The following is a 23387-nucleotide window of genomic DNA, read 5'->3' as shown; positions in this document are numbered from 1 at the left end:
TGTTCGTACCGAATGGTTTGCTCGTTGTGGCGAGATGCAACTCATTTTGTGAAGAACAAAAAGCAGGAAAGTTTAATACCGTATGTACGCATTAGAGTTAAAAAACATCAATAAAAGCTTCGGCGATGTTCATGCGAACAAGAATATCTGTTTGCAGATACCGAAGGGTACCATTCACGGTATCGTGGGTGAAAACGGCGCGGGTAAATCAACCCTGATGTCTATTATCTATGGATTTTATGAGCCAGATAATGGCGAAATCCTCGTGAATGGCAATGCACTTAAAATTAACGACTCATGTGATGCTATTGCTGCCGGTATTGGTATGGTTCACCAGCACTTTATGTTGGTTGAAAACTTCACCGTACTTGAAAATGTTTTGCTCGGCGCGGAAGATGGCGCGATGCTTAATGAGAGTCTAGGCAAAGCAAGAAAAAGATTAGAGAAGCTGGAAGAAGAATTCTCTCTTGAGGTCAATGTTGACGCTATCGTTGAACGTTTATCAGTTGGCTTACAGCAAAGGGTGGAGATCCTCAAAGCCCTTTACCGTGACGCTAAGATCCTGATCCTCGATGAGCCAACTGGCGTTCTGACTCCTCAAGAAACAAAACACCTGTTCAAAATTTTAAATATCCTAAAAGAACAAGGTGTGACGATTGTCCTCATTACTCACAAACTACAAGAAATCTTAGACATCACAGACAATGTATCAGTGATGCGTCAAGGTGAGATGGTTGCTCACACAAAGACTAAAGGAACAACACGTGAAGAGCTGGCAGAGCTCATGGTTGGCCGTAAAGTCCGACTCAAAGTCGACAAATCTGATTCAGAAGTAAAAGAATCTTTGCTCAGCATTCAAAATCTGAGTGTGATTGATCATCAAAATGTTCCACGTGTGAATAACGTAAGCTTGGAAGTTAAGGCTGGTGAAGTCGTTGGTATCGCAGGTGTTTCTGGGAATGGTCAATCTGAATTACTCGAAGCAATTGCGGGGATCACCGCGATTCAGGCTGGAAAGATTCAATTCGCGAAAGAAGCCATCACGCCAGAGCATCCAATATCACCAGATAAGATCCGTAAGCTTGGTGTTGCGCATGTACCTGAAGACCGTCATAAGATGGGGATGGTGACAAAGATGACAGCGAGTGAAGCCGCGATCCTTGGTTACCATAACGACAAAACTTATAACGGCCGAATCCTGATGGACCTCAAAGCAGTTGAACAGGATTGTGCTGAGAAAATGCAACGTTGGGATGTGCGTCCGCCAAAGCCTGAACTGAAATCAGCCAACTTTTCTGGTGGTAATCAGCAAAAGCTGATCATTGCTCGAGAGGTGGAACAAAACCCAGACGTACTTTTGATTGGTCAGCCAACCCGTGGGGTTGATATCGGCGCGATTGAGTTTATTCATGAGCAAGTGATCAAGCTTCGTGACGCGGGTAAAGCGGTTCTGCTTGTTTCTGTAGAGCTTGAAGAAATCATGGCACTGGCAGATAGAATCGTCGTGATGTTTGACGGCCAAATCGTAGGTGAAGTCGCTGCGAAAGATGCAGATGAATTGACTTTAGGTTTGATGATGGCAAATGCCGCTGGTAATGAAGATAATCAACAGGAGAACTGATTGAAATGAATCAGTCGATGCCAAACTGGGTAAATTACGCCTTAATTCCAGTGATTAACGTTTTATTGGCGTTCTTAGTCTCTGCAATCGTTTTTGTCATGATCGATATCAATCCGATTGAAGCGGCTGAAGTGATGATCAAAGGAGCCTTTGGTTCAGAAGGGCTTGGTTATACGCTTTATTACACAACAAACCTGATTTTTACAGGTCTTGCGGTTTCAGTTGCATTTCATGCAGGTCTATTCAACATTGGTGGTGAAGGTCAGGCATATCTTGGTGGTCTGGGTGTTGTTCTCGTCTGCCTGGGTTTTGGTGATCAGCTCCCACTCTTTATTTTGATGCCTCTGTGTATTCTTGGTGCTGCTTTCTTTGGTGCTGCATGGGCATTTATACCTGCTTATCTTCAAGCAAAGCGGGGTAGTCATATCGTCATTACGACGATCATGTTTAACTTCTTAGCATCCTCATTAATGGTTTACCTATTAGTGAATGTCATGAAGGATCCAAGACAGATGGCACCTGTGAGCTCTGCAATTCCAGAAGCATCACAATTGCCTTCATTCCAAGATATGATGGCTGCAATTGGTGTCAGTATTGGAAGCTCGCCGCTAAATCTTTCATTCTTCTTTGCATTGATTGCGTGTGTTCTTGTCTGGATTTATGTGTGGCATACACGTTGGGGCTATGAGCTTCGTTCTGTTGGCTTTAATCGTAATGCTGCGCAATACGCAGGGATCAGTCATGTCAAAGTGATTGTGGTGACCATGATGATTTCTGGTGCCTTGTCCGGCATGATGGGAATCAATGAAGTACAGGGCGTGAGCCATCAGTTGAAACTTGATTTTGTTGCCGGATATGGATTTACAGGGATTGCTGTTGCGTTGATGGGGCGTAATCATCCGATTGGTGTCATTCTGGCGAGCTTACTTTTTGGTGGTCTCTATCAAGGAGGTTCTGACTTGGCATTCGATTTCGAAAACGTTGACCGCGAAATCGTCGTTGTGATCCAAGGTTTAGTGATCCTGTTTAGTGGCGCGCTTGAGCATATGCTCAGACCGCAAATTGTGAAAATCCCGATGTTGTATGCAAAGTTGCGTGCTTCGAATAATCAAAATGGTTCAGCGGAGGCATAAAAATGGAATGGTTTAATACGATTATCATTATGCTTGATGCAACACTTCGTGTTGCAACGCCATTGTTGTTTGCTGCGCTGGCTGGCATGTTCTCTGAGCGTGCTGGGGTTGTTGATATTTCTTTAGAGGGGAAGATGTTGGCATCTGCATTTGCAGCGGCGGCAGCTTCTTCCGTGACAGGTAGTGTCTGGTGTGGCCTACTCGCGGGTATTGCAACATCTGTATTCTTTGCGCTCATTCATGGTTTTGCGTGTATTACGCACCGTGGTGATCAGGTTGTCAGTGGTGTTGCGATTAACATCCTTGTTGCAGGTTTAACAGTCACTCTTGGTCGTTACTGGTTCCAACAAGGTGGCCAGACACCTCAGTTGAAAGACGCTGAGCGTTTTAAACCGATCGAATTTCCGTTTGCTCAGGAACTTGCAGATGTGCCTGTGATTGGGCATGTCTACTCTGAGTTACTCAGTGGACATAATATTCTTGTTTATTTAGCGTTCGCACTTGTACCTTTGTCTGCATGGGTACTCTACCGAACGCGCTTTGGCCTTCGCCTTCGTGCTGTGGGTGAAAACCCATCTGCTGTTGATACAGCAGGGATCAGCGTCACATGGTTGCGTTACCGTGGGGTTTTGATTTGTGGTGTCCTGTGTGGCTTTGCAGGTGCATATCTTTCCACAGCACTCACCGGAGGCTTTATCGCGAATATGACAGCCGGTAAAGGATTTATGGCTTTGGCTGCACTTATTTTTGGTAAGTGGCGTCCGGTTCCAGTCATGCTTGCATGTCTATTGTTTGGATTCCTGGATGCGGCAGCCGTGCGGTTGCAAGGTGTGGAAATCGCAGATGGTGTTGCGATCCCAGTTGAGCTGATTAATGCGGCACCTTATATTCTAACGGTGTTCTTATTAGCTGGCTTTATCGGGAAAGCGATTGCGCCAAAAGCGGTTGGCACGCCTTATGTGAAGGAGCGATAAAAGGAGCTATAGGTACAATGAGTACTATTCCTCAACTCGATATATCCCGTTTTGAAACGGATAAAGAGAACTTTGTAAAAGATCTAGGTGAAGCCTACAGTACGTTGGGCTTCGCGGGGCTTGTCAATCATGGCATTGACCAAGATCTTATTTATCGTGCATTGAATGTCTCGAAGGAAGTTTTCGAACTACCTGAGGACGTCAAAAAGCAATACCACAAGGAAAATGGCGGCGCCCGTGGATATACTCCTTTCGGAACCGAGATAGCTAAAGATGCTGATCATGTTGACCTGAAGGAATTCTGGCATGTTGGTCGTGAGTTGGATCAAGTATCCAAGAACGAGCAGAGCATGTTGCCGAATGTATTTCCGGCAGAAGTACCAGAGTTCAAAGAAGTCACATTAACGTTATTTTCAGAGTTAGATAAGCTGGCTCGTACGGTACTCCGTGCTCTGGCACTTTATCTTGGAGAAGAAGAAACTTTCTTCGAAGATAAAGTGAATGAAGGAAACAGTATCCTTCGTCCATTGCACTATCCACCGATCGAGAATACAGAAACAGCCTGTGTTCGTGCGGCAGCGCATGAAGACATCAATGTGATTACATTATTGGTTGGTTCTGAGCAAAGTGGCTTGGAAATTCTGCGTAAAGATGGTGCGTGGATCCCTGTGTCCATCATCGAAGGGACAATTATTTGTAACATCGGTGATATGATGCAGCGTTTAACGAACTACGTAATGCGTTCAACGACACACCGTGTTGTAAACCCTGTGGGTGAAGAAGCGAAATCATCTCGCTACTCAATCCCATTCTTTATGCACTTTAATTCTGATTATGTCATTGATGCTTTACCGCAGTGTGTGACTGACGAGAATCCAAAGCGCGATGAGGCGATCACTTCAGATGATTATCTGAAAGAACGCCTGATTGAGATTGGATTGTTGAAGAAGTAATATTTTAATTCAACGTGATGAAATCTTTTGAAAGCCAGTGCTGTTGAAGTACTGGCTTTTTTATTTTCATCTGAATATTTCTACTTTTTTATGGAATTTTGTGATGCGAATCCCTTTTCTATTCTCTGTGATCCTTTTCTTTTCTGTTTTTGTGAGTGCGCAACCGACAACAGAGCAAGAGATCCAACACTTACTAAATTACGTGAAAACAACACCATGTCAGTACGAACGAAATGGTGATCTGCATGCTGGGAAAGATGCCATCAAGCATATCCAAAAGAAGTATGATTACTTTGAGGATGAGATTCAGTCATCAGAAGACTTTATCAAATATAGTGCGACCAAAAGCACAATTTCTGGCAGAAAATACCATGTGATATGTAAGAACAAATCAAAGCAGGAAAGTGCGGCTTGGTTACTGGAAGAATTGAAACGATTCCGTGCTACTTATCAATAAAGTTCTCAGTCTGTGAGATCTTGACTAGTATTTTTAGAAGATACTGTACCACGTGCAGCTTGCAGCCATTAGGTGAATCAAATGGATACGGAAAATCAAGATCTTCACACGGCATATCAAGAAGTTTGGCGTGTTCTGGAAAATCGTGAAGTGTTCGATTACGAATTACTTTCCAAGTACTTTGTCCAACTTGTTCGAAGTATTAGCCTCTATCGTATATTCAAAGCTCCGACTGAATTAAGAGACTTACAATGTGAAGTCGTTGATACAATTCACTCATATACCCCTTATCGAAATAAATATATTCAATTATTGGATAGGGTTTTGCGTCAAGAATCTCGGCAAACAGATTGCTGTCATCGATTGAATCAATTTTTTCAATACCTCTATTTGTATCAGCAAAAGCCAAGTTATGTCACCAGCTGGTGTCCTAGGACGGCAGATAACTTTCGGTTTATGGTGCATGAGCTGTTTGTTTACACCATTGCTTTGATGATTAAGCACCAAAAGTTTGAGTTGGTCGATTCTTTTCTTTCTAAAGAGTACCACATCGATGAGCAAGGATTTCATTATCCCGACTTAGTCGAAAAGCTCAAAGACAATGCCATTCGACATAAAGAATTGTTCTTATCCCGCTTGGAACCATGTTTATCGGAAGAAGATGTTGTGCTAGCTGATTATCTGCTTCATTTAAGAAGCTTAAACTCGGATGATAAACCATGGCCAATGTTCTTAGCAGATGAAAATACAATTATTCCTCTTTATGAGAAGGATATGTCTACATCCTTGATTGAGAAGCTGAAAGGGTTCTTGCATGTTGAAGGCACTAAAGAATTCATCAAGGAAACGTTTAAAGGAAAAATCAGGCATTGGCGCCCGATGTCTCGCTAACTCGGTCAATCAATGATTCAAATGGCAATGAGGTTTCATTGCCATTTTACCCCAAAATTACCTTTTCCAACCTTCAGCCTTGAAATATGGTAGTGCTTTGTCACTTTTTAAAAATTTTATAAACGTCAATGTTTGCGGATCGGCGTTTGTAGTTGGCGCAACGGTTAGATCGCGATAAATTCGCCGTTCTGGTTCAATTTCAACCATATCAACTTTATCTTTGTGGGTGAGTGGCCAATGGCTCCATGTGATCCAGGCATCTGCTTTATATTTTTGAAATGCTCGGAAGCTGGCTCCACTACCTTTTTCGTAAGAAACAATTTTACTGCGAATATTTTTGACGTCTTGTAATGAGCCGAGCCGACCTGCGACATCTTCCCAAACACCAGTACCAGATGTGTTATAAACCCCTTTGCCCTCAGTCACAATAATTTTGACTGGTTGACTAAGGAGATCGTTAAATCCACGGATGTTTTTCGGGTTTCCTTTTTGAACCGCTAAAACAGCAGGACGGATATAAATCGGTTCAACAATATCGTCAGATATAAAGGCATAGTTTTCGACAAATGCGGTCATCGATTGTTCTGATGAACCAAAGATCAAGTCTGCGTTTTTTTGGGCACTATCTGTCCAGCGACTCTGTGGACCAAATGTCACTTCGACCTTGTGGCCTGTTTCTTTTTCGAATGCTTTTGCTGCATGAATGATGGCTGTATGAGGACCACCTGGTCCATATACTCGGATCACATTATCTTTTGGGGCGTGCTGTATTGTCGCTGCGAGTGCAAATTGGGAAATGCTTGCCAGCGCAACAGTATTAAGGACGATATATTTTAATTTCATCTGGTCTCCTTATGAAAATCGTTAAATGATATTCAGAATCCAAGACCTATGTTATCTGAATAAAATTTCAGCATAGAAGACGCGATCAGCAAAAGCGACTGATCGCACAATGAAAATATGCCTTGTAAAACTATTTAACAGGCGCTTCATTTTTCATCAGTTGACCTTTCATAAAGGAGAACTGCTTGAACGGAGAGTTCTTTGAAGGAGGTTGCATTTGGATACGCCAAAGTTCTCGGTATCCTTTAAAAGCAGTGCGTCCATGGAGCATCGTGTGGTTGTTGATGATCAATGCATCTCCAGCTTGAAGCTGTAAATGGAATTGATTTGCGGGTGTGAGGCAAATCTCTCTCAGCCTTTTTTCTAGCTCTAACATATCATCATAATGTTCAGAAGCAACAATGTTGGAGTAGTTTGGTTGCCGAGTGCCTGGATGATCATCCTCGGTCCATGCTTCCCACCAACGCATGACTGTCTGCTCAGTCCATGGACATTGCATGACCAATGGGAATTGTTTGGATGCCCCTCCGAAGTAAGTCTGCTTAGTCCGGTATGCCAAAGTTGTTCTTTTCAATTGCTCTCGTTCTTGTCCGTGAATAGTGAGTGGAATATTTATACTATCTAACAATATACTGAGTCCCTGTGTCTTTGGGTCTTCAGCCTTGATTTGATGGCAGTAGAGCATAAACTCTCGGGGAATAAAGTCTTTATATGCGTATTTATCTTGGGTGATCTCCATATAGTTTGGTGGACAGAGTAAATCCCAATGGATAGGCAGTGCTTCTTCTGAGTCGACAGATGAAACAGGTTTTCCTTGATGGCCTTCAATTGGCGCAACAATATGGGTATAGCCAAATTTCCAAGGGATCAGATCGCCACGTGTTGCATACCATTCTTCAAGCATGTTAGGTGTTTCAAATGGTTTGAAATTGCGTAAAACAACGGCTCCAAAATGTTTAATTAGACTTGTGAGTTGCGCTTTGTCCAGGTCTTGAATACATAAACTGGTGTCTGCTGCGTCAATAATGAGACCGGATTGAGGTCTTTCTAAAGACATCTTCAAAGCGGGAAGCTGCTTTTGTATGAACACATTTTGGCTTTGCATAGCAATGAGTAGCCAAGGTTGATCTTGATAGTTGACTTTTAAAAGTACTTTTTCATCTTTGTCTGATTTTAAATGATGCTGTAAATATGCTTCATACCGAAAAGATGATGCTGTTGCATCAAACAAAACCGTACAATGCCAGGGAGTAATAAAGTCTGGAGTATCAAATAAATAGACAGCATACTTTTGACCGACCATTGGGTGATTATGGATACTCAGGCGAATGTGTGTGGGAAAATGATGATTCAAAAAGTTATCAAGCGCGCGGCCTTGAACCATCATGCCTTTTGCAATGTAGCTGAGGTGGGACTTCTGTTCACTTCTTGTTTTGTCTTTGAGTAAATGGGCCTGATCATTGCCCATAAACCCGCGAAGTCCGAGATATGTTTGCCAGATATCTTCATTTGTTTGGGTGAGCTTAGAAAAGTTTTCTTCAAATTCAGGATCACCATAAAGTGACTTAAGCGCCTGCATATAGTCATACTCGGCATAATCTGAAAACTCTTGAAAGTGATGAAAATTCTGGATGTTGATCACATCAGATGCGTGAAAATGTTCAACGATTGTGTGTAGCTTTTCTGAGTAGGCATAGTGGTTGTTCAGATCGACCTGAATATAATCGCTAAAAGTATGGTAGTCAGAAAAGATGGTGAGTTTCGCACCTGGAGAATATACGGCTTCAATATCCCGAATACATTGAACAAAACGTTTGAATGCAAGAAACTCCCCCATATCGGGGAGTTTCCCGAGCACTTTATCCAAATTAATGCTTTTGCAGGGAAATGCGGGAAGGAGCAATTCTATTGGTTGTTGCTGAGTGACATAAAACCGGATCTGTTCTTTGATACGAAGAAACCCCGAAAACTCGGCGTCTTTTCCGGTAAGTATTTGGTTAAGCAGTAAAAAAGTGATGTGATCGACAGTAGATTCTTGGTTTGCATCGAGTGGCGTCATTTCTATCTTCCTTCTTAGAATTGTTTCTATAGAAACAGAGCAACAGCATAGATCTCAGCCGTACCCGAAATCAATAAAATAGTTTGTTTTGTATCAAAAATTTCATATATACAACCAATAAATTCATGCTTTTTTCTCCCAAATTCCTTGAGATTCAAAGGCATAGAGCCAAAGTGAAAAATAATAAATATGTGTGAGTAGCAAAAAGAAGAACAGCGTTTTAATTCGCTCAGGAGTGAAATAGTCTTGATGTTTGGTCACAAAATCATAAATTGTTGTTGCTGCCGTATCGCCAAAGTCCAAAAAGAAAATGATTCTCCAAAACCCTTGACGATAAATCCGAGCACCAACGACATAACACACTGCACCAATAAACCCAGTGTGCCAAAGTGAAAATGACAAAAAGTCGTATAAAGAAGTAAAAAAAGGAAAGCCTTTCATCCACTTAAAATACATGATCACAAGGTAACCTGGGACAAGCAAGAGGAGCCACCAAAGACGGTAGTATTGAAAGTCAGTCATTTTTATCAATGGCATGTTTCCAGGGAGTTGCGGAGGGCGATATTATAAAACTGAAAATGATAAAGTCCAGCGTTGTTGTATCCATCTTAGGTTCTATTTTTGCATGTGCAGGTGCTCCCTTTTAATACGAAAAAACCACTGTAAAAAGTGATGATCTGGATGCTTTTTAGGTACGGATCGCGCGCTTCAGGTTCGTAAAGAGCTATTGGGCAATGAAATCAGAAAGTAAAACACAAATCGAGTACCCTTGCTGGGCAGCTAAAATAGCTGTTTCAGTGTCAATCACGCGACTGCTTCCTGTGACGAATAAGACTGGATCCAAAACTCTTCCCCTATACATTTTTACTTCAGTGCCTGACTCTAACGTGGAAAATAGCAAAGAAAACATTAACCTATAACTATAGTTTTAAACACAAAGAAATATAAATGTTAAAGTATTTGTGGGTTATTCACACATTTGTATGAATGTTCAGCAACCTTTACAGTTTTCGTTTCCAACTTTCTCCCCAGTTGCGTATGATAGGTGTCCACAATCAGGAACACGACAAAATAGGGGAACTTATGCGTCTGGAAATTCACTGCCAAGATCGGTTGGGAATTGCAAAAGAAGTACTGAATATTCTTGTGGAACATGGGATAGATTTGAAAGGAATCGAAGTCGATCCACAGGCTCAGCGAATGTATGTCGCTTTCCCTGAAATTGAGTTTGAACAATTTCGTCTTTTAATGCCGGCTATCCGGAAAATCCCTGGTGTCGATGATGTGGTGAAAACACCCTTCATGCCTTCAGAAAGAGAACACAATGAACTCTCGACACTGCTCCGTACATTGCCAGATGGCGTCCTGTCTATTGATACCCGAGGGAACATTCTTGTCGCCAATGCTGCTGCTTGCCTCGAACTTCAGACTGACATTCAAGCTTTAACTGAGATGTCAGTGAGTCAGCTTTTTAGTGGATTTGATCTACTCGCTTGGATGGAGCAAGAGGAAGTGTTACCGCAAACAACCCGTTTGGATACGAGAGAACAGCAGTTTATTGCGGATATTCTGCCGATTCACGTTCCGGATGCGGATGGTCAGAACATTCTAGCGGGCGCTGTCATTAACTTAAAATCAGAAACACGCCTTGGACAACAAGTGGTTGCATTTCGTCAGCAAAATTTAAAGAGTTTTTCTCATATCTGCGCTCATAGCACCTCCATGCGTCGCGTTGTTCGTGAAGCGAAAAAAATGGCGCAATTGGATGGGCCAATTTTGGTTGTTGGTGAAACAGGAACTGGTAAAGAAGTCATTGCAAAAGCCTGCCATGCGGCCAGCCACCGCTCAGAAAAACCTTTTTTAGCGCTTAGTTGTGCTTCATTGCCAGATAATGTCGCAGAATCTGAGTTATTCGGTTATGGACCAAATGCTTATGAAGGTTCTGCACCGGAAGGAAAGAAAGGTGTATTTGAGCAAGCAGATGGTGGCACCGTATTCCTAGATGAAGTTGGGGAAATGTCGCCGGAGTTACAGACAAAACTGTTACGCTTCTTGCAAGATGGCTCGTTTCGACGAGTTGCAGAGGAGAAAGAAGTGCATGTCGATGTTCGTGTGATCTGTGCGACACAAAAAGACCTGCCAACAATGGTACAGGAGCATACTTTTCGGGAAGACTTGTTCTATCGCCTCAATGTTTTAACCTTACATATTGCGCCATTGCGTGAGCGGAAAAATGACATCATTCCATTAGCGAAGCAATTTACCCAGCGGTTTTCTTTGCAGATGGGGCGTAATGTGCCAGCCATGTCAAAAGTCTGTATTGAGTTTATGGAGCACTATCCCTGGCCTGGAAATGTCCGTCAATTGGAGAATGCCCTTTACCGTGCCGTGACCCTATTAGAAGGGGATACGCTGGAAAAAGCACATTTGGAGCTTCCTAGCTATACAAGTGACTTTGGTTATCTGGAAGAAGAATTTGATGGAACACTGGAAGAAGCTGTCAAACAATTTGAATCTGATTTACTACGAAAGCTTTATCCTGCTTACCCCAGTTCTCGCCAACTCGCGAAAAAATTGGGATTAAGTCACACAGCGATTGCGAATAAATTACGAGAATATGGCATTAATAAGAAAACCGTAAAGGTTTGATCCATACCTTGTAAGCTTACCCGTACATTTTTAAGAATAAAAAGCCAGCGAAAGCTGGCTTTTTTGTGACTAAAATCAATTAAAAATGAATTTGTATTCATTTCTTTACGAAATCAGCACACTTCTCTCAGGGCTTCACTTGACGCCTTGCTATTTATTTTCCAGCGTAAATTGGCATAAATAAAATAAACGTGGGTCAATAGACCTTATCTAACACAATAAGACGTGTTGAAAATAAACACGCAATTTCCCGACGGGTTTTCGATGGATGGGCGGCATTCATCAGACGATGGGAATACCAAAACAGGAGTCTGAAACATGAACGATATGTACAACCCTCTTGGTACAGATGGCTTTGAATTTGTTGAATATACCGCGCCGGATGCGACGGGTATTCAAAGCCTCAAAGATTTATTCTTCTCACTTGGCTTTGCTGAGGTTGCCAAACACAAAACAAAACAGGTTTGGCTCTATCAGCAAGGGGATATCAATTTTATTGTGAACGCAGAGCCGAATACCCAGGCGGAGCACTTTGCCCAACTTCACGGCCCAAGCGTTTGTGGTATGGCATTCCGAGTCAAAGACGCACAGGCAGCCCAAAAGCATGCGATTGAAAATGGTGCAAAGGCATACGTATCTACTGTTGGTCCATTAGAAATTAAAGTACCAGCTGTTTTCGGTATTGGTGAGAGTGTTTTGTATTTTGTCGATCGTTACGGCGATGATACGATTTATCATGTCGATTTTGAGTTCTACCCTGATTATAAAGAACGTCTTGAGAAACAATCTGTTGGTTTAGAAGTACTCGATCACCTGACTCACAATGTCAATCGTGGCAATATGGACCTTTGGGCAGGCTTTTACGAACGAATCGGTAACTTCCGCGAGATCCGTTATTTCGATATTGAAGGAAAACTGACAGGTCTTGTATCAAAAGCGATGACTGGACCTTGCGGTAAAATTCGAATTCCTATCAATGAATCTTCTGATGACAAATCCCAAATTGAAGAATACCTGCGTGAATATAAAGGAGAAGGGATCCAGCATATTGCTTTAACAACGGAAAACATTTACGAAACAGTGCGTACCCTGCGGGAGCGTGGTCAGGACTTTATGCCGACCCCAGAAACGTATTATGAAAAGATAAACCAGCGTGTTGAAGGCCATAAGGAAGATGTAGATGCACTACGTGAGTTACGTATCCTGATTGATGGTGCACCGATGAAAGATGGGATATTGCTTCAGATCTTTACTCAAACGGTCATCGGCCCGGTTTTCTTTGAGATCATTCAACGAAAAGGGAATGAAGGATTTGGTGAAGGGAACTTTAAAGCACTTTTTGAATCCATCGAAGAAGACCAGATCCGCAGAGGAGTGATCGAAGATGCGTAAGTGGATTTCTTTCCCGCAAAAAGAAGGGGAGATCTCCAGACAAGCACATGCTGATTTCCCTGATCGTGCTATTTACGAACGTGAAGCAGGCCGCAGTGGCTTTTTTGGGCCAGCATCACATTTCCATCATCAACATGCGCCAACAGGATGGTCAGAATGGGAAGGAGAGCTAAAACCGCGAGCCTTCGACCTGAATCAACTGAAAGGCGTTGATGCGACTTCTCCTTGGGATGTACCGGATGTGCTGAATAATCCACACTGTAAATACCGGATTTGGCACTGCAAAAACAAAATGGATGATTTGGTTCGTAACGCAGATGGGGATGAGCTGCTCTTTGTCCATGAAGGCGAAGCCGAGTTATTTTGTGATTATGGTCATATGAGTATTCGCAGAGGGGATTACGTGTTGATCCCGCGTTCAACGATGTGGCGTTTGGAACCAAAACAGGATGACTTAACACTATTGATGATCGAAGCGACGAATGATTCGTACCAGCTCCCTGAAAAAGGATTGGTTGGGAATCATGCGATTTTTGATGCAGCGATGTTGGATGTACCAAAAATTGATGATGCATTTAAAGCGCAGTACTCAGAAGATGTGACCCATGTTCAGGTAAAACGTCATAATCAAGTGTCACAGATCACATATCCATTCAATCCATTGGATGCAGTTGGTTGGCATGGTGATTTGACTGTGGTGCGGATTAATTGGCGTGATATTCGTCCACTGATGAGTCACCGCTATCATTTACCACCGTCAGCACATACAACATTTGTGGCGAGTCGATTCGTGATTTGTACGTTTGTGCCAAGACCGATTGAAAGTGATCCTGGCGCACTGAAAGTCCCGTTTTATCATAATAATGATGACTATGATGAAGTCCTTTTCTACCATGAAGGAGATTTCTTTAGTCGAGATAATATTGACCGCGGTATGGTGACATTCCATCCGGCAGGTTTTACCCATGGACCGCACCCGAAAGCGTTTCAAGCAGGACGTGAATATAAGAAAAAGTTCACGGATGAAGTTGCAGTGATGCTGGATACTCGGGATGCGCTCACATTCAGCGAAGATGTACTTTCGGTCGAAAATCCTGATTATGTCTATAGCTGGAAAGCGAAGTAACAGTATTTGAAAACAAAAAATAAAAATGAATAAAGGCTGGGCGGCAAAGGTCGCTTAGCCTTTACGTGATGTAAAACCTTTTTGGAAGGGCGCCCATGAAACTTGCGACGTTAAAAAATAATACCCGTGACGGCCGATTGGTTGTTGTGAATCGTGCGATGACTCAGTGTGTTGAAGTTTCTCATATTGCACCGACTTTACAGTTTGCACTGGATCAATGGTCGGTTGTTGAATCAAAACTTCAGGACGTTTATCGCCAGTTGAACGAAGGAAGTGTGCCTTCGATGGAAACTTTTGATCCGGGCTTATGTGAGTCTCCATTACCACGTGCATATCAATGGGCAGATGGCTCCGCGTACGTCAATCATGTTGAACTGGTTCGAAAAGCACGTGGCGCAGAAATGCCGCCAAGCTTTTGGACAGATCCGCTGATGTATCAGGGGGGCTCAGATGATTTCATTGGACCAAGAGATGATATCGAATTGCCTTCTGATGAGTGGGGCATTGATTTCGAAGGGGAAGTGGCAGTGATCACCGATGACGTCCCAATGGGAGTTTCGGACGAAAATGCACGTGATCATATCAAGTTGCTCATGTTGGTGAATGATGTGTCTCTTCGTGGGTTAATCCCAGCAGAGTTGGCGAAAGGGTTTGGTTTCTTTCAATCGAAGCCTGCATCTGCATTTTCTCCTGTAGCTGTGACGCCAGATGAATTAGGTGACGCTTGGCAGAATGCAAAAGTAAAACTCCCACTGATTTCCCACTATAACAAAGAACTTTTCGGCAATCCGAATGCCGGTGAGGACATGACATTCGACTTTGGTGAGTTGATTGCTCATGCAGCCCGTTCAAGAAATCTGGGCTCTGGTGCAATTATTGGATCTGGAACTGTTTCGAATAAACAGGGGGCAGAACACGGCACTTCGATTCAAGAAGGTGGTGTTGGCTATTCCTGCTTAGCGGAAGTGAGAATGATCGAGACGATCCGTGATGGAAAACCTTCCACCCCGTTCATGAAGTTTGGTGACACGATCAAAATCGAAATGAAAGACACACAAGGTGACAGTATTTTTGGTGCAATCGAACAGACGGTTGTGAAATACAGCGGATAGCGCTTGTTACTCGATTAGCCCGGCAAACGCTGGGCTACAATTCAAAAAAAGGTATATCATGATACTTTATGGTTATTGGCGCTCTTCCGCTGCGTATCGTGTAAGAATTGCGCTCAATCTAAAGCAGTTACCCTATACCCATGAATCCATTCACCTCGTCAAAGATGGTGGTCAACAACATCAAGCGGACTTTCGTGCAAGGAACCCAAATGGATTAGTCCCTGTGCTGGTGGATGGTGATGTGACACTCAACCAATCAATGGCGATATTGGAATACTTAGAAGATCGTTATCCGGAAACTCAACTACTGCCTTCTGATCCTGTGGAGCGAGCGAAAGTAAGAGCGGTCGCGATGGATATTGCTTGTGATATTCATCCACTGAATAACCTAAGAATTCTTAAATACCTCAAAATGCCAATGGCTCAATCAGAAGAGGCTGTCAATACATGGTATCAACACTGGATACGTGAAGGCTTCCATGCTTTGGAGTCTCGGCTATCATTGAGTGCTGGAAAGTTCTGCTTTGGAGATGAAATCACATTGGCTGATTTGTGCCTTGTCCCACAAGTGTATAATGCAAAACGTTTTGCGCTGGAAATGGAACAGTTTCCAGTGATCAGCCGTATTACTGAGCACTGCAACACAATTGACGCATTTATTCAGGCATTGCCAGAAAATCAAGCGGATGCCGGTTAGGCCTAACAAGTTGTCGAATGAAACATCATTCGGCAATGACTTTTCCTTATGTCATGACATTTATTCTTCTCCTTTACTCTGTTTACTTTTGTTAATAAAAACAGCATAATATCGTGCGTTTCTCGCATGGATTGCAGTTTATCCTTCATTGATTGGCTGCATAAGTGAAAGATTGGCAGACCTCAGGAAGCAGAAAACCAAGCTGCAAGTTAAAAAGGAGATCATGAAAAATACCTACGACCGACTCAATGCATGGCTTTGTAAACTGCTGGGCGCCGTTACCTACCAACTCATCAAACTCTGTTGGAAAATATCATGGAGAGCACCCATTGTTTTTTTGGATCTCATCGGCGCAGTTAAGCTCTATTGTGTCCATTTGTGTTCGCCTGTCTCTGGCCGAGTGACGTACAAGGGGAAACCACTTGCAGGTGTGACGATCCAGCGCAGCCTAGATTACGATGATAAAACGTATCAAGATCAGATTGAAACTGATACAGATGGGCGCTTTTACTTTTATCCAGTGAGTATTTTTTCCAAGTATCCAAATTTATGGATGTGCCACCAAAGCCTTCGACGATCGATTACGATGGAATTTGATGAAAAGTACTACTGGCTCTGTCGTACGTTTGGAGAAGCTTTTACAAATATGGAGGAAGAAAAGATTGATGAAGAAGAATTCCTCATGTTGTTAGACCTTCATGTCGAGTTGACGGAATGTGACTTTATCCCATTAGAAGAATAGGAAAGAAAGATACAGAAATTCATGGATGCATAAATGAAAGGTTTTGCCAGAGTCAGATTCATCATCAGAAAGTAATAGCGTTCAAAATATGATCCAAGTTTTAAAGTGGTTATTTGGTTTGATGCAAAAGCATCATGTCCATTTATGCTCCCAAGTGAGAGGAAGTGTCACTTTAAAAGGCAAGCCCATTGCAGGTATAGAAATCAAAAGAAGTCTCTCTTACGCGGATGAGGAACAAATTGATATCACGAAAACGGATGAGCAGGGCAGCTTTGCATTTGAAGAAAAATCGATACGGTCGAGGCTTCCGGGAAATATTCTCCATCAACCCGTTGTCCGGCAAATCGTGTATTTGAAATATGAAGGTGAACACTACGTGCTCTGGTATGCGAATCAAAGAGGCATAGAGCCAATTCCTGGTTATACCGCCCGACTTTTGCAGCTCAATGCAGAATTAACAACTGAAGAACAGGTTTATGAAATAGAAAATCATGATTCGCTTCTTCATCCGTATGGTGTTACCAGCATTTGTCGCTGGCCACAAGAGTAGATAATTTTCATCAAAAGTAAGAAGCCATGTTTGGAATATTAAAAAACTACACCGTCCATTTGTGTTCATAGGTGAAAGGGAGAGTGACTCTCCATGGAAAACCTATCCCTCAATTGGAAGTTCAAAGGTGTTTAATTTACCCAGAACCTGAAGATGAAATTATTGATACGGTAATCACAAATGATAATGGAGAGTTCCACTTTGAACCAAAATCTATGAAATCTCGCCTGCCTGGGAATATTTTTCATGAAGTCGCTATTGCTCAAATAATTGACTTAACATATGAAGAGGAGAGGTATGTTTTATGGTCAGCAAGTCAGCGCCAAATTGATACACCACCAGAAATTAGAGACTGCTTGCTCTCTCTAAATGGAGATCTATCTTCACCAAAAGAGCAATATGATTTTGAAAAAGATGAAGTGTCAGCCTTATCTATAGGAACAATAAGTATTTGCCGTTGGTAACAAAAACAAAGAACATGACCTTTCTTGATATCAATAACCATAATAATTAACACTTAAACCAAAAAACAATCATGAGCCTGTAAAAGTGTAACTTTATTAGCTCAAGATGTTGTCTTTGCTTGAATTTTTTTGATAAAAAAATATATATCACTTAACTTTTGTTTTACTTATGCCGGGTGAAATTGCATAATATGCAGGTTTTATAATCAAAAAGGAAAGGAACTGTGTTTGGAATATTAAAAAAATACACTGTCCAGCTTTGTCCTGAGGTCAAAGGGAGGGTGACTCTCCATGGAAATCCTATCTCTAATTTAGAAATAAAAAGAAGTCTAACTTACCCAGAAGATACGGAGGTTGATACGACAATTACTGATGAAGGTGGATATTTTCATTTTGAACCAAAGTCAATGAAGTCACGTCTTCCAGGAAATATTCTTCACGAAGTCGCTATTCGCCAAGTTATCGACTTACATTACGAAGAAGAGCGTTATTTACTCTGGGCGAACAGTCAACGTCAAATCGAAACTCCACCTAAAGTTAAAGAGTGCCTGCTTACGCTCAATGGCGATTTATCGACACCAAAAGTTCAACAAAACTTCGAAAGTGATGAAAGTCGATCTCTTTCCGTGAGAACAATTAGTATTTGCCGTTGGTAACTCATAAATAAAAAGGAATTCAAATAATGTCGACACTTACTCCACTTCAAGCAGCTGAATTTGCCGATTTGGTTTATGAAGCAAAAGATGTAAGTACATTGGACGAAATCGCTTTTCCCACTTCTTTAATGACTCAATATATATTTAGTAATAAGGCTGTTGAGCCAATCAAAGGGCGAAGTGGTAGCCCATTGTTAAAAAGTAAAGGCTTTGTACTACCTGCATTTGGAATTGGACTCACAAACAAAGATGACTTAGTTTTATCATTTCGTGGAACTGCTGGGAAACGAGATGTTGTGACTGATCTAAATTGTGGTTTTTCTGGTGCTGATTGCGGATCAGTAGTTCATTCTGGGTTTAATAATACTTTTAATTCGTTTAAAGACGAACTTATTCCGTTAGTTAAAAGCATCAAACCGGGCAATACAATCCACTGCGTTGGGCATAGTTTAGGTGGAGCTTTAGCGTCACTTGCAGCCGATTGGATCCGCAGACACTACCATCGAGATGTTAAACTTTACACTTTTGGCTCGCCCAGAGTCGGTACGGAAGGATTTTCTCGTTCAACAACAAATCTTTTAACTCATAATAATATATATCGCTGTGTAAATGGTGGTGATCCGATCACAATGATCCCTGTTTGGCCCTTTTTACATGCACCTCATGAAGGCATTGCTTATTTCTGTAGCTCAGAAATGACAATAATTAACCCTTTGCAACATAAGATGGTCCGTTATATCGACAATGTGAAAACACATGATTGGAATAAGCTGGAGGTTGGTCTTGGAGATGACTATCTGAAGAAGGTATATCTAAAACAGGAAAATGCTTCTTGGGTTCGTAGAACTTTAAATTGGGCAAAAAGAATTAGTCAAGCGTTAGTTACCTTGCTTTATGATGCTGGTCCCAAAGGTGCAGGCCTGATGGCAATGGCATCTGTTGGTAACACCTTAAATCTATTCGATCGTATTTCAATGATCCTACATGATGAGTATGTTATTCAGAAACCTCACTCACAACAGCACTTACAGGGCTTGCTTGCACATATGATGACTTTCTGCGGTTACTCAGTAGGAAGAGCAGTTGAAATGAGTGTCAAAAATATACGTTGGATATTCGGAAAAATGATGGATAAACTACAACGGATGGCGAAAGAAGCACTGGACATAGTTTCACTATAAGAAATTAAATTCCAATTTTACTTTACCCCAGCCAAGCCTGGGGTTTTTTAATCCCCACCCCAAACCTCAAGTCCCATACGGATCATGTTTTACTTCTTCGACAACCCAGTCTCTCCCTTTCTTTTTCAACTTGACGACTCTGTAATCGTCCTTTTTCTCTCCATGCAGGGTACCGGAAAACAAGATAGCAATTTCTGCGGTATCGCCATAACGCTCACGTAGGTTTTTGCCACTGCGGTCAATTTCCATTTTGACCGTATCAAAGCGCATATTAAATAAGTATCGCGTCACCGCGCGGGTGGTACCGTATTTTTTCATCACGCGGTTGAGTTTACCGGAAGCGTACTGACTGGCTTTGTCCAAATCGTCTTCGATGTAAATAGCGTTAAAAAACTCCATGGTGCGGTATTCTGGCGAGCCGAGTTCTGCCTTGATTTCTGGCTCATCGTCACCGCAAGCTTGCAGGAAAATCATTAGGAATAGGAGAATCAAAATTCTCAAAATTCTCAAAATTGCCATGGTTTTAACTCACGCATTGATATAACTAAAGTTTGGGGAGGAACTTAAAGAAAGTAAAGAAAATAGACTAATAAGTGAAAGAGGTTTATTCCGAAAAAGTTCGGACTTTCTTTGTTTAAGTTTCTATAATGGGTCGTTCTTTGTTGTATGATTTTGATCAAAAAAGGAGGGAGTCAATGAAGACAATCGGTTTACTTGGTGGGATGAGCTGGACATCAACGGAGAGCTATTACAGGCTGATTAATCAAGAAGTTCAGGCTCGCCTTGGTGGTTTACACTCAGCAAAACTTTGTTTGTACAGTGTGGACTTTCATGAGATTGAAGCTTTACAGCGCTCTAGTGAGTGGGATAAGGCAGGCGAAAAGTTAAGTTGTGCCGCGAGTCATCTTGAGAAGGCCGGAGCTGACTTTTTACTGATATGTACAAACACGATGCATAAAGTTGCTTTACACGTCCAAAGCTCGATTGATATCCCATTGCTGCATATTGCGGATGCAACTGCAAAGCAGTTAACCAAGAATGGGATCCAAAAAGTTGGGTTACTCGGCACGCGTTTTACCATGGAACAAGACTTTTATAAAGGAAGGTTGAAAGGCCAGTTTGGGATTGATGTAGTCGTACCAGATCAAACGGATCGTCAATATATTCATGACGTAATTTTTCAAGAGCTTTGTAGAGATAAGATCAGCTCTGTATCAAGAGAGCGCTATATTGAAGTGACTCATAAGCTGCAAAAGAAAGGTGCAGAGGGGGTGATCTTGGGGTGCACGGAAATCGCCATGTTACTTGAACAACAGCATCTGGATCTGCCTTTATTTGATACAACGGCTATTCATGCTAGAGCTGCTGTTGACCTTGCTCTTTCCGAGCATCTTATTTAACCAGGATATTATCTTTGAATTCTCTCAATATAATTCAATCTTTATTCTTATTTGTTTGTAAAAAATCATGTTTTTTTCAACATGCTCTATTTATATGTGTTGTTTTATGTATAGAATGCGCTCGCCTGTAATCAGGTAAAAGGAAATTAATTAAGGAGTTGATATGTCTTTATCTCGCGCTATCTTACCTGCCTTTGTTGCTAGTTTTTTGACTGGATGCGGTGGTTCTTCTGAAAAACCATCTCAAGAACAGTCAGTAAAAAAAGTAAACTTTATCAAAATGGAACATTACCAATGCGATGTAAATCTTGTGAATGATATTCAAGATGAATACCTTACAATCCCATTGGAATATGAAAGACGCTATGCATTAAAACTTTGGATGTGTACAAAGTACGATAATCTATCTTTATCGGATAAAAATGGTATCGCTTATCAGAAAAAGAGAGAATTATTTGACAATATCTTTTCTCGCTATCAAACACATACGCTTGATTTTGAGCAGTGGCTTGAAGACTCATGTAAAGATATGCCTACCAATACAAATCGACTAACACAACGCCTTACTTCAGAAGCTTCTCCTGAAGCTGAAAAAGCATGGGCACAGTGCAAAAAGCAAAGCCAGGATGAACCCCTGTGTTATGGTCGGTACGGTTCGCTAAGTGAGCAAATCGTGAAAGTTGATTTCAATCATCAATTGGATAAGCCCTACGATTTATCATTGCAGACGAAGAACTTAACGTTAGAAAGTCCATTCCCAAGGATACCGGCTTTAGGAAATATCAATTTGAATATGAAGATGGAGAGTCGTACGAAAGCGTCATCGGTTCATATCTCACTGGATGGGAAAGGTTTAGACCCAACGCTTGAAGCCATGCAATGTTTTGTGGATATCCCGCCTTATTTTGATGGATTTTATGGTGTAGAGGATTGCAATGCTCATAAAAAGTTACTGTTAGATCAACAGCATATCTCCCAAGAAGAGTTTGATGATTTAAACGCAAATGGCAGAATTCCAAATTTTGATCGGCATATTGAATATCGATATCACAACCTATGTCATTCGAAGTAGCGCGCAATAGCATCCTATAAAATACTCGTTTTCCCCACCAACAGGGTGGGGATATGAGACACGCAATTGTCATTAGAGTCGAAAGCGTTGGATCAATTGAGGAGAGTTTTTCATTAAATCAGCTAAAGAATATTGACGCATTGTATCTAAGAAAGCATTCATTGCTTCATCTAAAATAGGCTTTAAATGACACATACCAGTCAGAATACAACCTTCTTGTTGGCAATTAATTGGTGTCACGGTTGCTTCCATATCAATAACCAATTGTCCTAAATTAATCGACCCAGGCGCTCGCTGTAATCGAATACCACCATTCTTGCCTCGGATCGTCTGCACGTAACCGAGTTTACCCAAACGGTGAACGACTTTCACCAAATGGTTTTGTGAGATATCGTAACGTGCAGAAATGTCACTGACTTTTGCAAGTTGGTCATTCGGGTGACATCCCAAATACATTAAGACACGTAAGCTGTAGTCAGTATGTTTAGATAATTGCATGGCCCACCCTCAAATCTAGATCTGCATATGATACCACTAGAAGAGGGCTAAGTTTATACCCGCAAGATTGTATAGGAGCATTGTTCCTCATTAACTCTCTGGATGATGCAAAAAAGATATTAAAGGAAAAGTGTTCCATTAAAATTTACCGTTATCATTTTTCCATTCAGAACGAGGTGGAACTTCTTCGATCGTATCCCAATGCTCAACTATTTTTCCTTGTTGTATCCTGTAAAGATCATAGAAAGCGCATATTTTCCCTTCATATTCGCCTTCACAAACACTTAAAACAAAGTTTCCTTCGGCCAATAAGCGATGAAGTTGAAGGTATTTCAGATCGTCGTTTCCTTTTGTTTTTGACTCCAAAGTTGCTCGTATTGGCGCTAAACCATCAGCAAGTTTAGGATTGTGCTGAACAAACAATTTATCACACACAAAATCAGAAATCGTTTCCAGCTTTTTCTTGATTAATACATTGTTGACATAGGATCCAACAAGTTTCCGGTTTATTTCAGTGAGGTGATGATCTTCGGCGGTTGTTGGGCCATCCAGCATTCCATGACCAGATGGGTTTGGACCATCAATGGGTTGCAGGTTATCCCAATGCTCTACGGCAAAACCATCTTCAAAGCGAAATACTTCAAATGCGACTTTTACACTCGAAAAATCATATTGCATATGAGCAAATACATAGTTCGAGTCTTCAAATGCACGGACCATCGTCACTTTTGGGCCTGTCTTTGAGAGTCGTTTAAATAATTCGGCGAGTCCAACATTACCTTCTTGAGTGTGTGGGTTGTGTTGAATATATTTGCTTTCATTGACCACGGAGGCAGCCTCCGAGTCGCCCGTTTCTATTCCTTTCAGTAGTTTGTAAACTTTCTCTTTGTTCGTCATTGTTATTCCTAAAGATATAC

Annotated in this window: 24 protein-coding genes; 18 read left to right on the top strand and 6 right to left on the bottom strand. The window is 41.7% G+C overall.

The genetic code is table 11. The features are described 5' to 3' along the window. Window positions 1–82 precede the first annotated feature (82 nt). The 6 genes from C505_RS0102520 to C505_RS0102495 all read left to right on the top strand — a co-directional run bounded on the left by C505_RS0102520 (window position 83) and on the right by C505_RS0102495 (window position 6029). The gene (locus C505_RS0102520) at window positions 83–1621 is read left to right on the top strand and encodes an ABC transporter ATP-binding protein (RefSeq protein WP_018691026.1); all 1539 of its coding nucleotides are present in this window, start codon (window positions 83–85) and stop codon (window positions 1619–1621) included. A gap of 5 nt (window positions 1622–1626) precedes the next feature. Then, on the top strand, window positions 1627–2754 hold the full coding sequence (locus C505_RS0102515; RefSeq protein ID WP_018691025.1) for an ABC transporter permease: 1128 nt from the start codon (window positions 1627–1629) through the stop codon (window positions 2752–2754). Window positions 2755–2756: 2 nt separating this feature from the next. Further along, a complete protein-coding gene (locus tag C505_RS0102510) occupies window positions 2757–3728 on the top strand; it encodes an ABC transporter permease (protein WP_018691024.1) in 972 nt (323 codons plus the stop codon). A gap of 17 nt (window positions 3729–3745) precedes the next feature. After that, window positions 3746–4681, top strand: a complete 936-nt coding sequence (locus C505_RS0102505; RefSeq protein WP_018691023.1) for an isopenicillin N synthase family dioxygenase — start codon at window positions 3746–3748, stop codon at window positions 4679–4681. A 103-nt stretch (window positions 4682–4784) separates the two neighbouring features. Next, window positions 4785–5138, top strand: a complete 354-nt coding sequence (locus C505_RS0102500; RefSeq protein WP_026317686.1) for a DUF5329 family protein — start codon at window positions 4785–4787, stop codon at window positions 5136–5138. Window positions 5139–5219: 81 nt separating this feature from the next. Then, entirely contained in the window at window positions 5220–6029 is an 810-nt protein-coding gene (locus C505_RS0102495; protein ID WP_018691021.1) for a hypothetical protein, read from the top strand. Between the two features lie 57 nt (window positions 6030–6086). Here C505_RS0102495 and C505_RS0102490 read toward each other — a convergent pair whose 3' ends face one another. The 3 genes from C505_RS0102490 to C505_RS0102480 all read right to left on the bottom strand — a co-directional run bounded on the left by C505_RS0102490 (window position 6087) and on the right by C505_RS0102480 (window position 9468). Beyond that, entirely contained in the window at window positions 6087–6872 is a 786-nt protein-coding gene (locus C505_RS0102490; protein WP_018691020.1) for a substrate-binding domain-containing protein, read from the bottom strand. A gap of 130 nt (window positions 6873–7002) precedes the next feature. Continuing rightward, window positions 7003–8931, bottom strand: a complete 1929-nt coding sequence (locus tag C505_RS21200) for an L-tyrosine/L-tryptophan isonitrile synthase family protein (RefSeq protein WP_018691019.1) — start codon at window positions 8929–8931, stop codon at window positions 7003–7005. Window positions 8932–9054: 123 nt separating this feature from the next. Next, window positions 9055–9468: a hypothetical protein gene (locus C505_RS0102480; protein WP_018691018.1), complete on the bottom strand. Its 414-nt coding sequence runs from the start codon at window positions 9466–9468 to the stop codon at window positions 9055–9057. Window positions 9469–10014: 546 nt separating this feature from the next. Between C505_RS0102480 and tyrR the strand changes: the two genes are divergently transcribed. The 10 genes from tyrR (at window position 10015) to C505_RS0102430 (ending at window position 19500) form a co-directional block, all read left to right on the top strand. After that, the gene (gene tyrR, locus C505_RS0102475) at window positions 10015–11580 is read left to right on the top strand and encodes a transcriptional regulator TyrR (RefSeq protein WP_018691017.1); all 1566 of its coding nucleotides are present in this window, start codon (window positions 10015–10017) and stop codon (window positions 11578–11580) included. 318 nt (window positions 11581–11898) lie between these two features. Beyond that, window positions 11899–12972, top strand: coding sequence for a 4-hydroxyphenylpyruvate dioxygenase (gene hppD / locus C505_RS0102470; protein ID WP_018691016.1), 1074 nt, complete (start codon window positions 11899–11901; stop codon window positions 12970–12972). Then, on the top strand, window positions 12965–14098 hold the full coding sequence (locus tag C505_RS0102465; RefSeq protein ID WP_018691015.1) for a homogentisate 1,2-dioxygenase: 1134 nt from the start codon (window positions 12965–12967) through the stop codon (window positions 14096–14098). Before hppD ends, C505_RS0102465 begins: the two co-directional genes overlap by 8 nt. A gap of 95 nt (window positions 14099–14193) precedes the next feature. After that, complete coding sequence (locus C505_RS0102460) at window positions 14194–15210, top strand: fumarylacetoacetate hydrolase family protein (RefSeq protein ID WP_018691014.1); 1017 nt, start codon at window positions 14194–14196, stop codon at window positions 15208–15210. Window positions 15211–15268: 58 nt separating this feature from the next. Beyond that, complete coding sequence (gene maiA, locus C505_RS0102455) at window positions 15269–15907, top strand: maleylacetoacetate isomerase (protein WP_018691013.1); 639 nt, start codon at window positions 15269–15271, stop codon at window positions 15905–15907. A 223-nt stretch (window positions 15908–16130) separates the two neighbouring features. Then, entirely contained in the window at window positions 16131–16649 is a 519-nt protein-coding gene (locus C505_RS23390) for a DUF6795 domain-containing protein (RefSeq protein ID WP_157368741.1), read from the top strand. 43 nt (window positions 16650–16692) lie between these two features. Next, window positions 16693–17199: a DUF6795 domain-containing protein gene (locus tag C505_RS0102445; RefSeq protein ID WP_018691011.1), complete on the top strand. Its 507-nt coding sequence runs from the start codon at window positions 16693–16695 to the stop codon at window positions 17197–17199. 83 nt (window positions 17200–17282) lie between these two features. Next, window positions 17283–17663, top strand: coding sequence for a DUF6795 domain-containing protein (locus tag C505_RS23385; protein WP_018691010.1), 381 nt, complete (start codon window positions 17283–17285; stop codon window positions 17661–17663). 224 nt (window positions 17664–17887) lie between these two features. Continuing rightward, on the top strand, window positions 17888–18319 hold the full coding sequence (locus C505_RS0102435; RefSeq protein ID WP_018691009.1) for a DUF6795 domain-containing protein: 432 nt from the start codon (window positions 17888–17890) through the stop codon (window positions 18317–18319). A 26-nt stretch (window positions 18320–18345) separates the two neighbouring features. Beyond that, on the top strand, window positions 18346–19500 hold the full coding sequence (locus C505_RS0102430) for a lipase family protein (protein WP_018691008.1): 1155 nt from the start codon (window positions 18346–18348) through the stop codon (window positions 19498–19500). Between the two features lie 66 nt (window positions 19501–19566). Here C505_RS0102430 and C505_RS0102425 read toward each other — a convergent pair whose 3' ends face one another. After that, window positions 19567–19974, bottom strand: coding sequence for a hypothetical protein (locus C505_RS0102425; RefSeq protein ID WP_018691007.1), 408 nt, complete (start codon window positions 19972–19974; stop codon window positions 19567–19569). Between the two features lie 221 nt (window positions 19975–20195). On the opposite strand from C505_RS0102425, the gene C505_RS0102420 reads away from it, so the two are divergent. Beyond that, window positions 20196–20900 carry an aspartate/glutamate racemase family protein gene (locus C505_RS0102420; RefSeq protein WP_018691006.1) on the top strand — a complete coding sequence of 235 codons (705 nt, stop codon included), beginning with the start codon at window positions 20196–20198 and terminating at the stop codon, window positions 20898–20900. A 163-nt stretch (window positions 20901–21063) separates the two neighbouring features. Next, window positions 21064–21972, top strand: coding sequence for a hypothetical protein (locus tag C505_RS0102415; RefSeq protein WP_018691005.1), 909 nt, complete (start codon window positions 21064–21066; stop codon window positions 21970–21972). A gap of 72 nt (window positions 21973–22044) precedes the next feature. Here the strand turns inward: C505_RS0102415 and C505_RS0102410 are convergent, their stop codons facing one another. Both C505_RS0102410 and C505_RS0102405 read right to left on the bottom strand, forming a co-directional pair. Continuing rightward, complete coding sequence (locus C505_RS0102410; protein ID WP_018691004.1) at window positions 22045–22470, bottom strand: Rrf2 family transcriptional regulator; 426 nt, start codon at window positions 22468–22470, stop codon at window positions 22045–22047. Between the two features lie 138 nt (window positions 22471–22608). After that, window positions 22609–23367: a nuclear transport factor 2 family protein gene (locus C505_RS0102405; RefSeq protein WP_018691003.1), complete on the bottom strand. Its 759-nt coding sequence runs from the start codon at window positions 23365–23367 to the stop codon at window positions 22609–22611. Between the last annotated feature and the right edge of the window lie 20 nt (window positions 23368–23387).

The sequence above is a fragment of the Algicola sagamiensis DSM 14643 genome, from assembly GCF_000374485.1.
GTDB classification, from domain to species: domain Bacteria; phylum Pseudomonadota; class Gammaproteobacteria; order Enterobacterales; family Alteromonadaceae; genus Algicola; species Algicola sagamiensis.
This window is presented reverse-complemented; position numbering and strand designations above follow the sequence as displayed.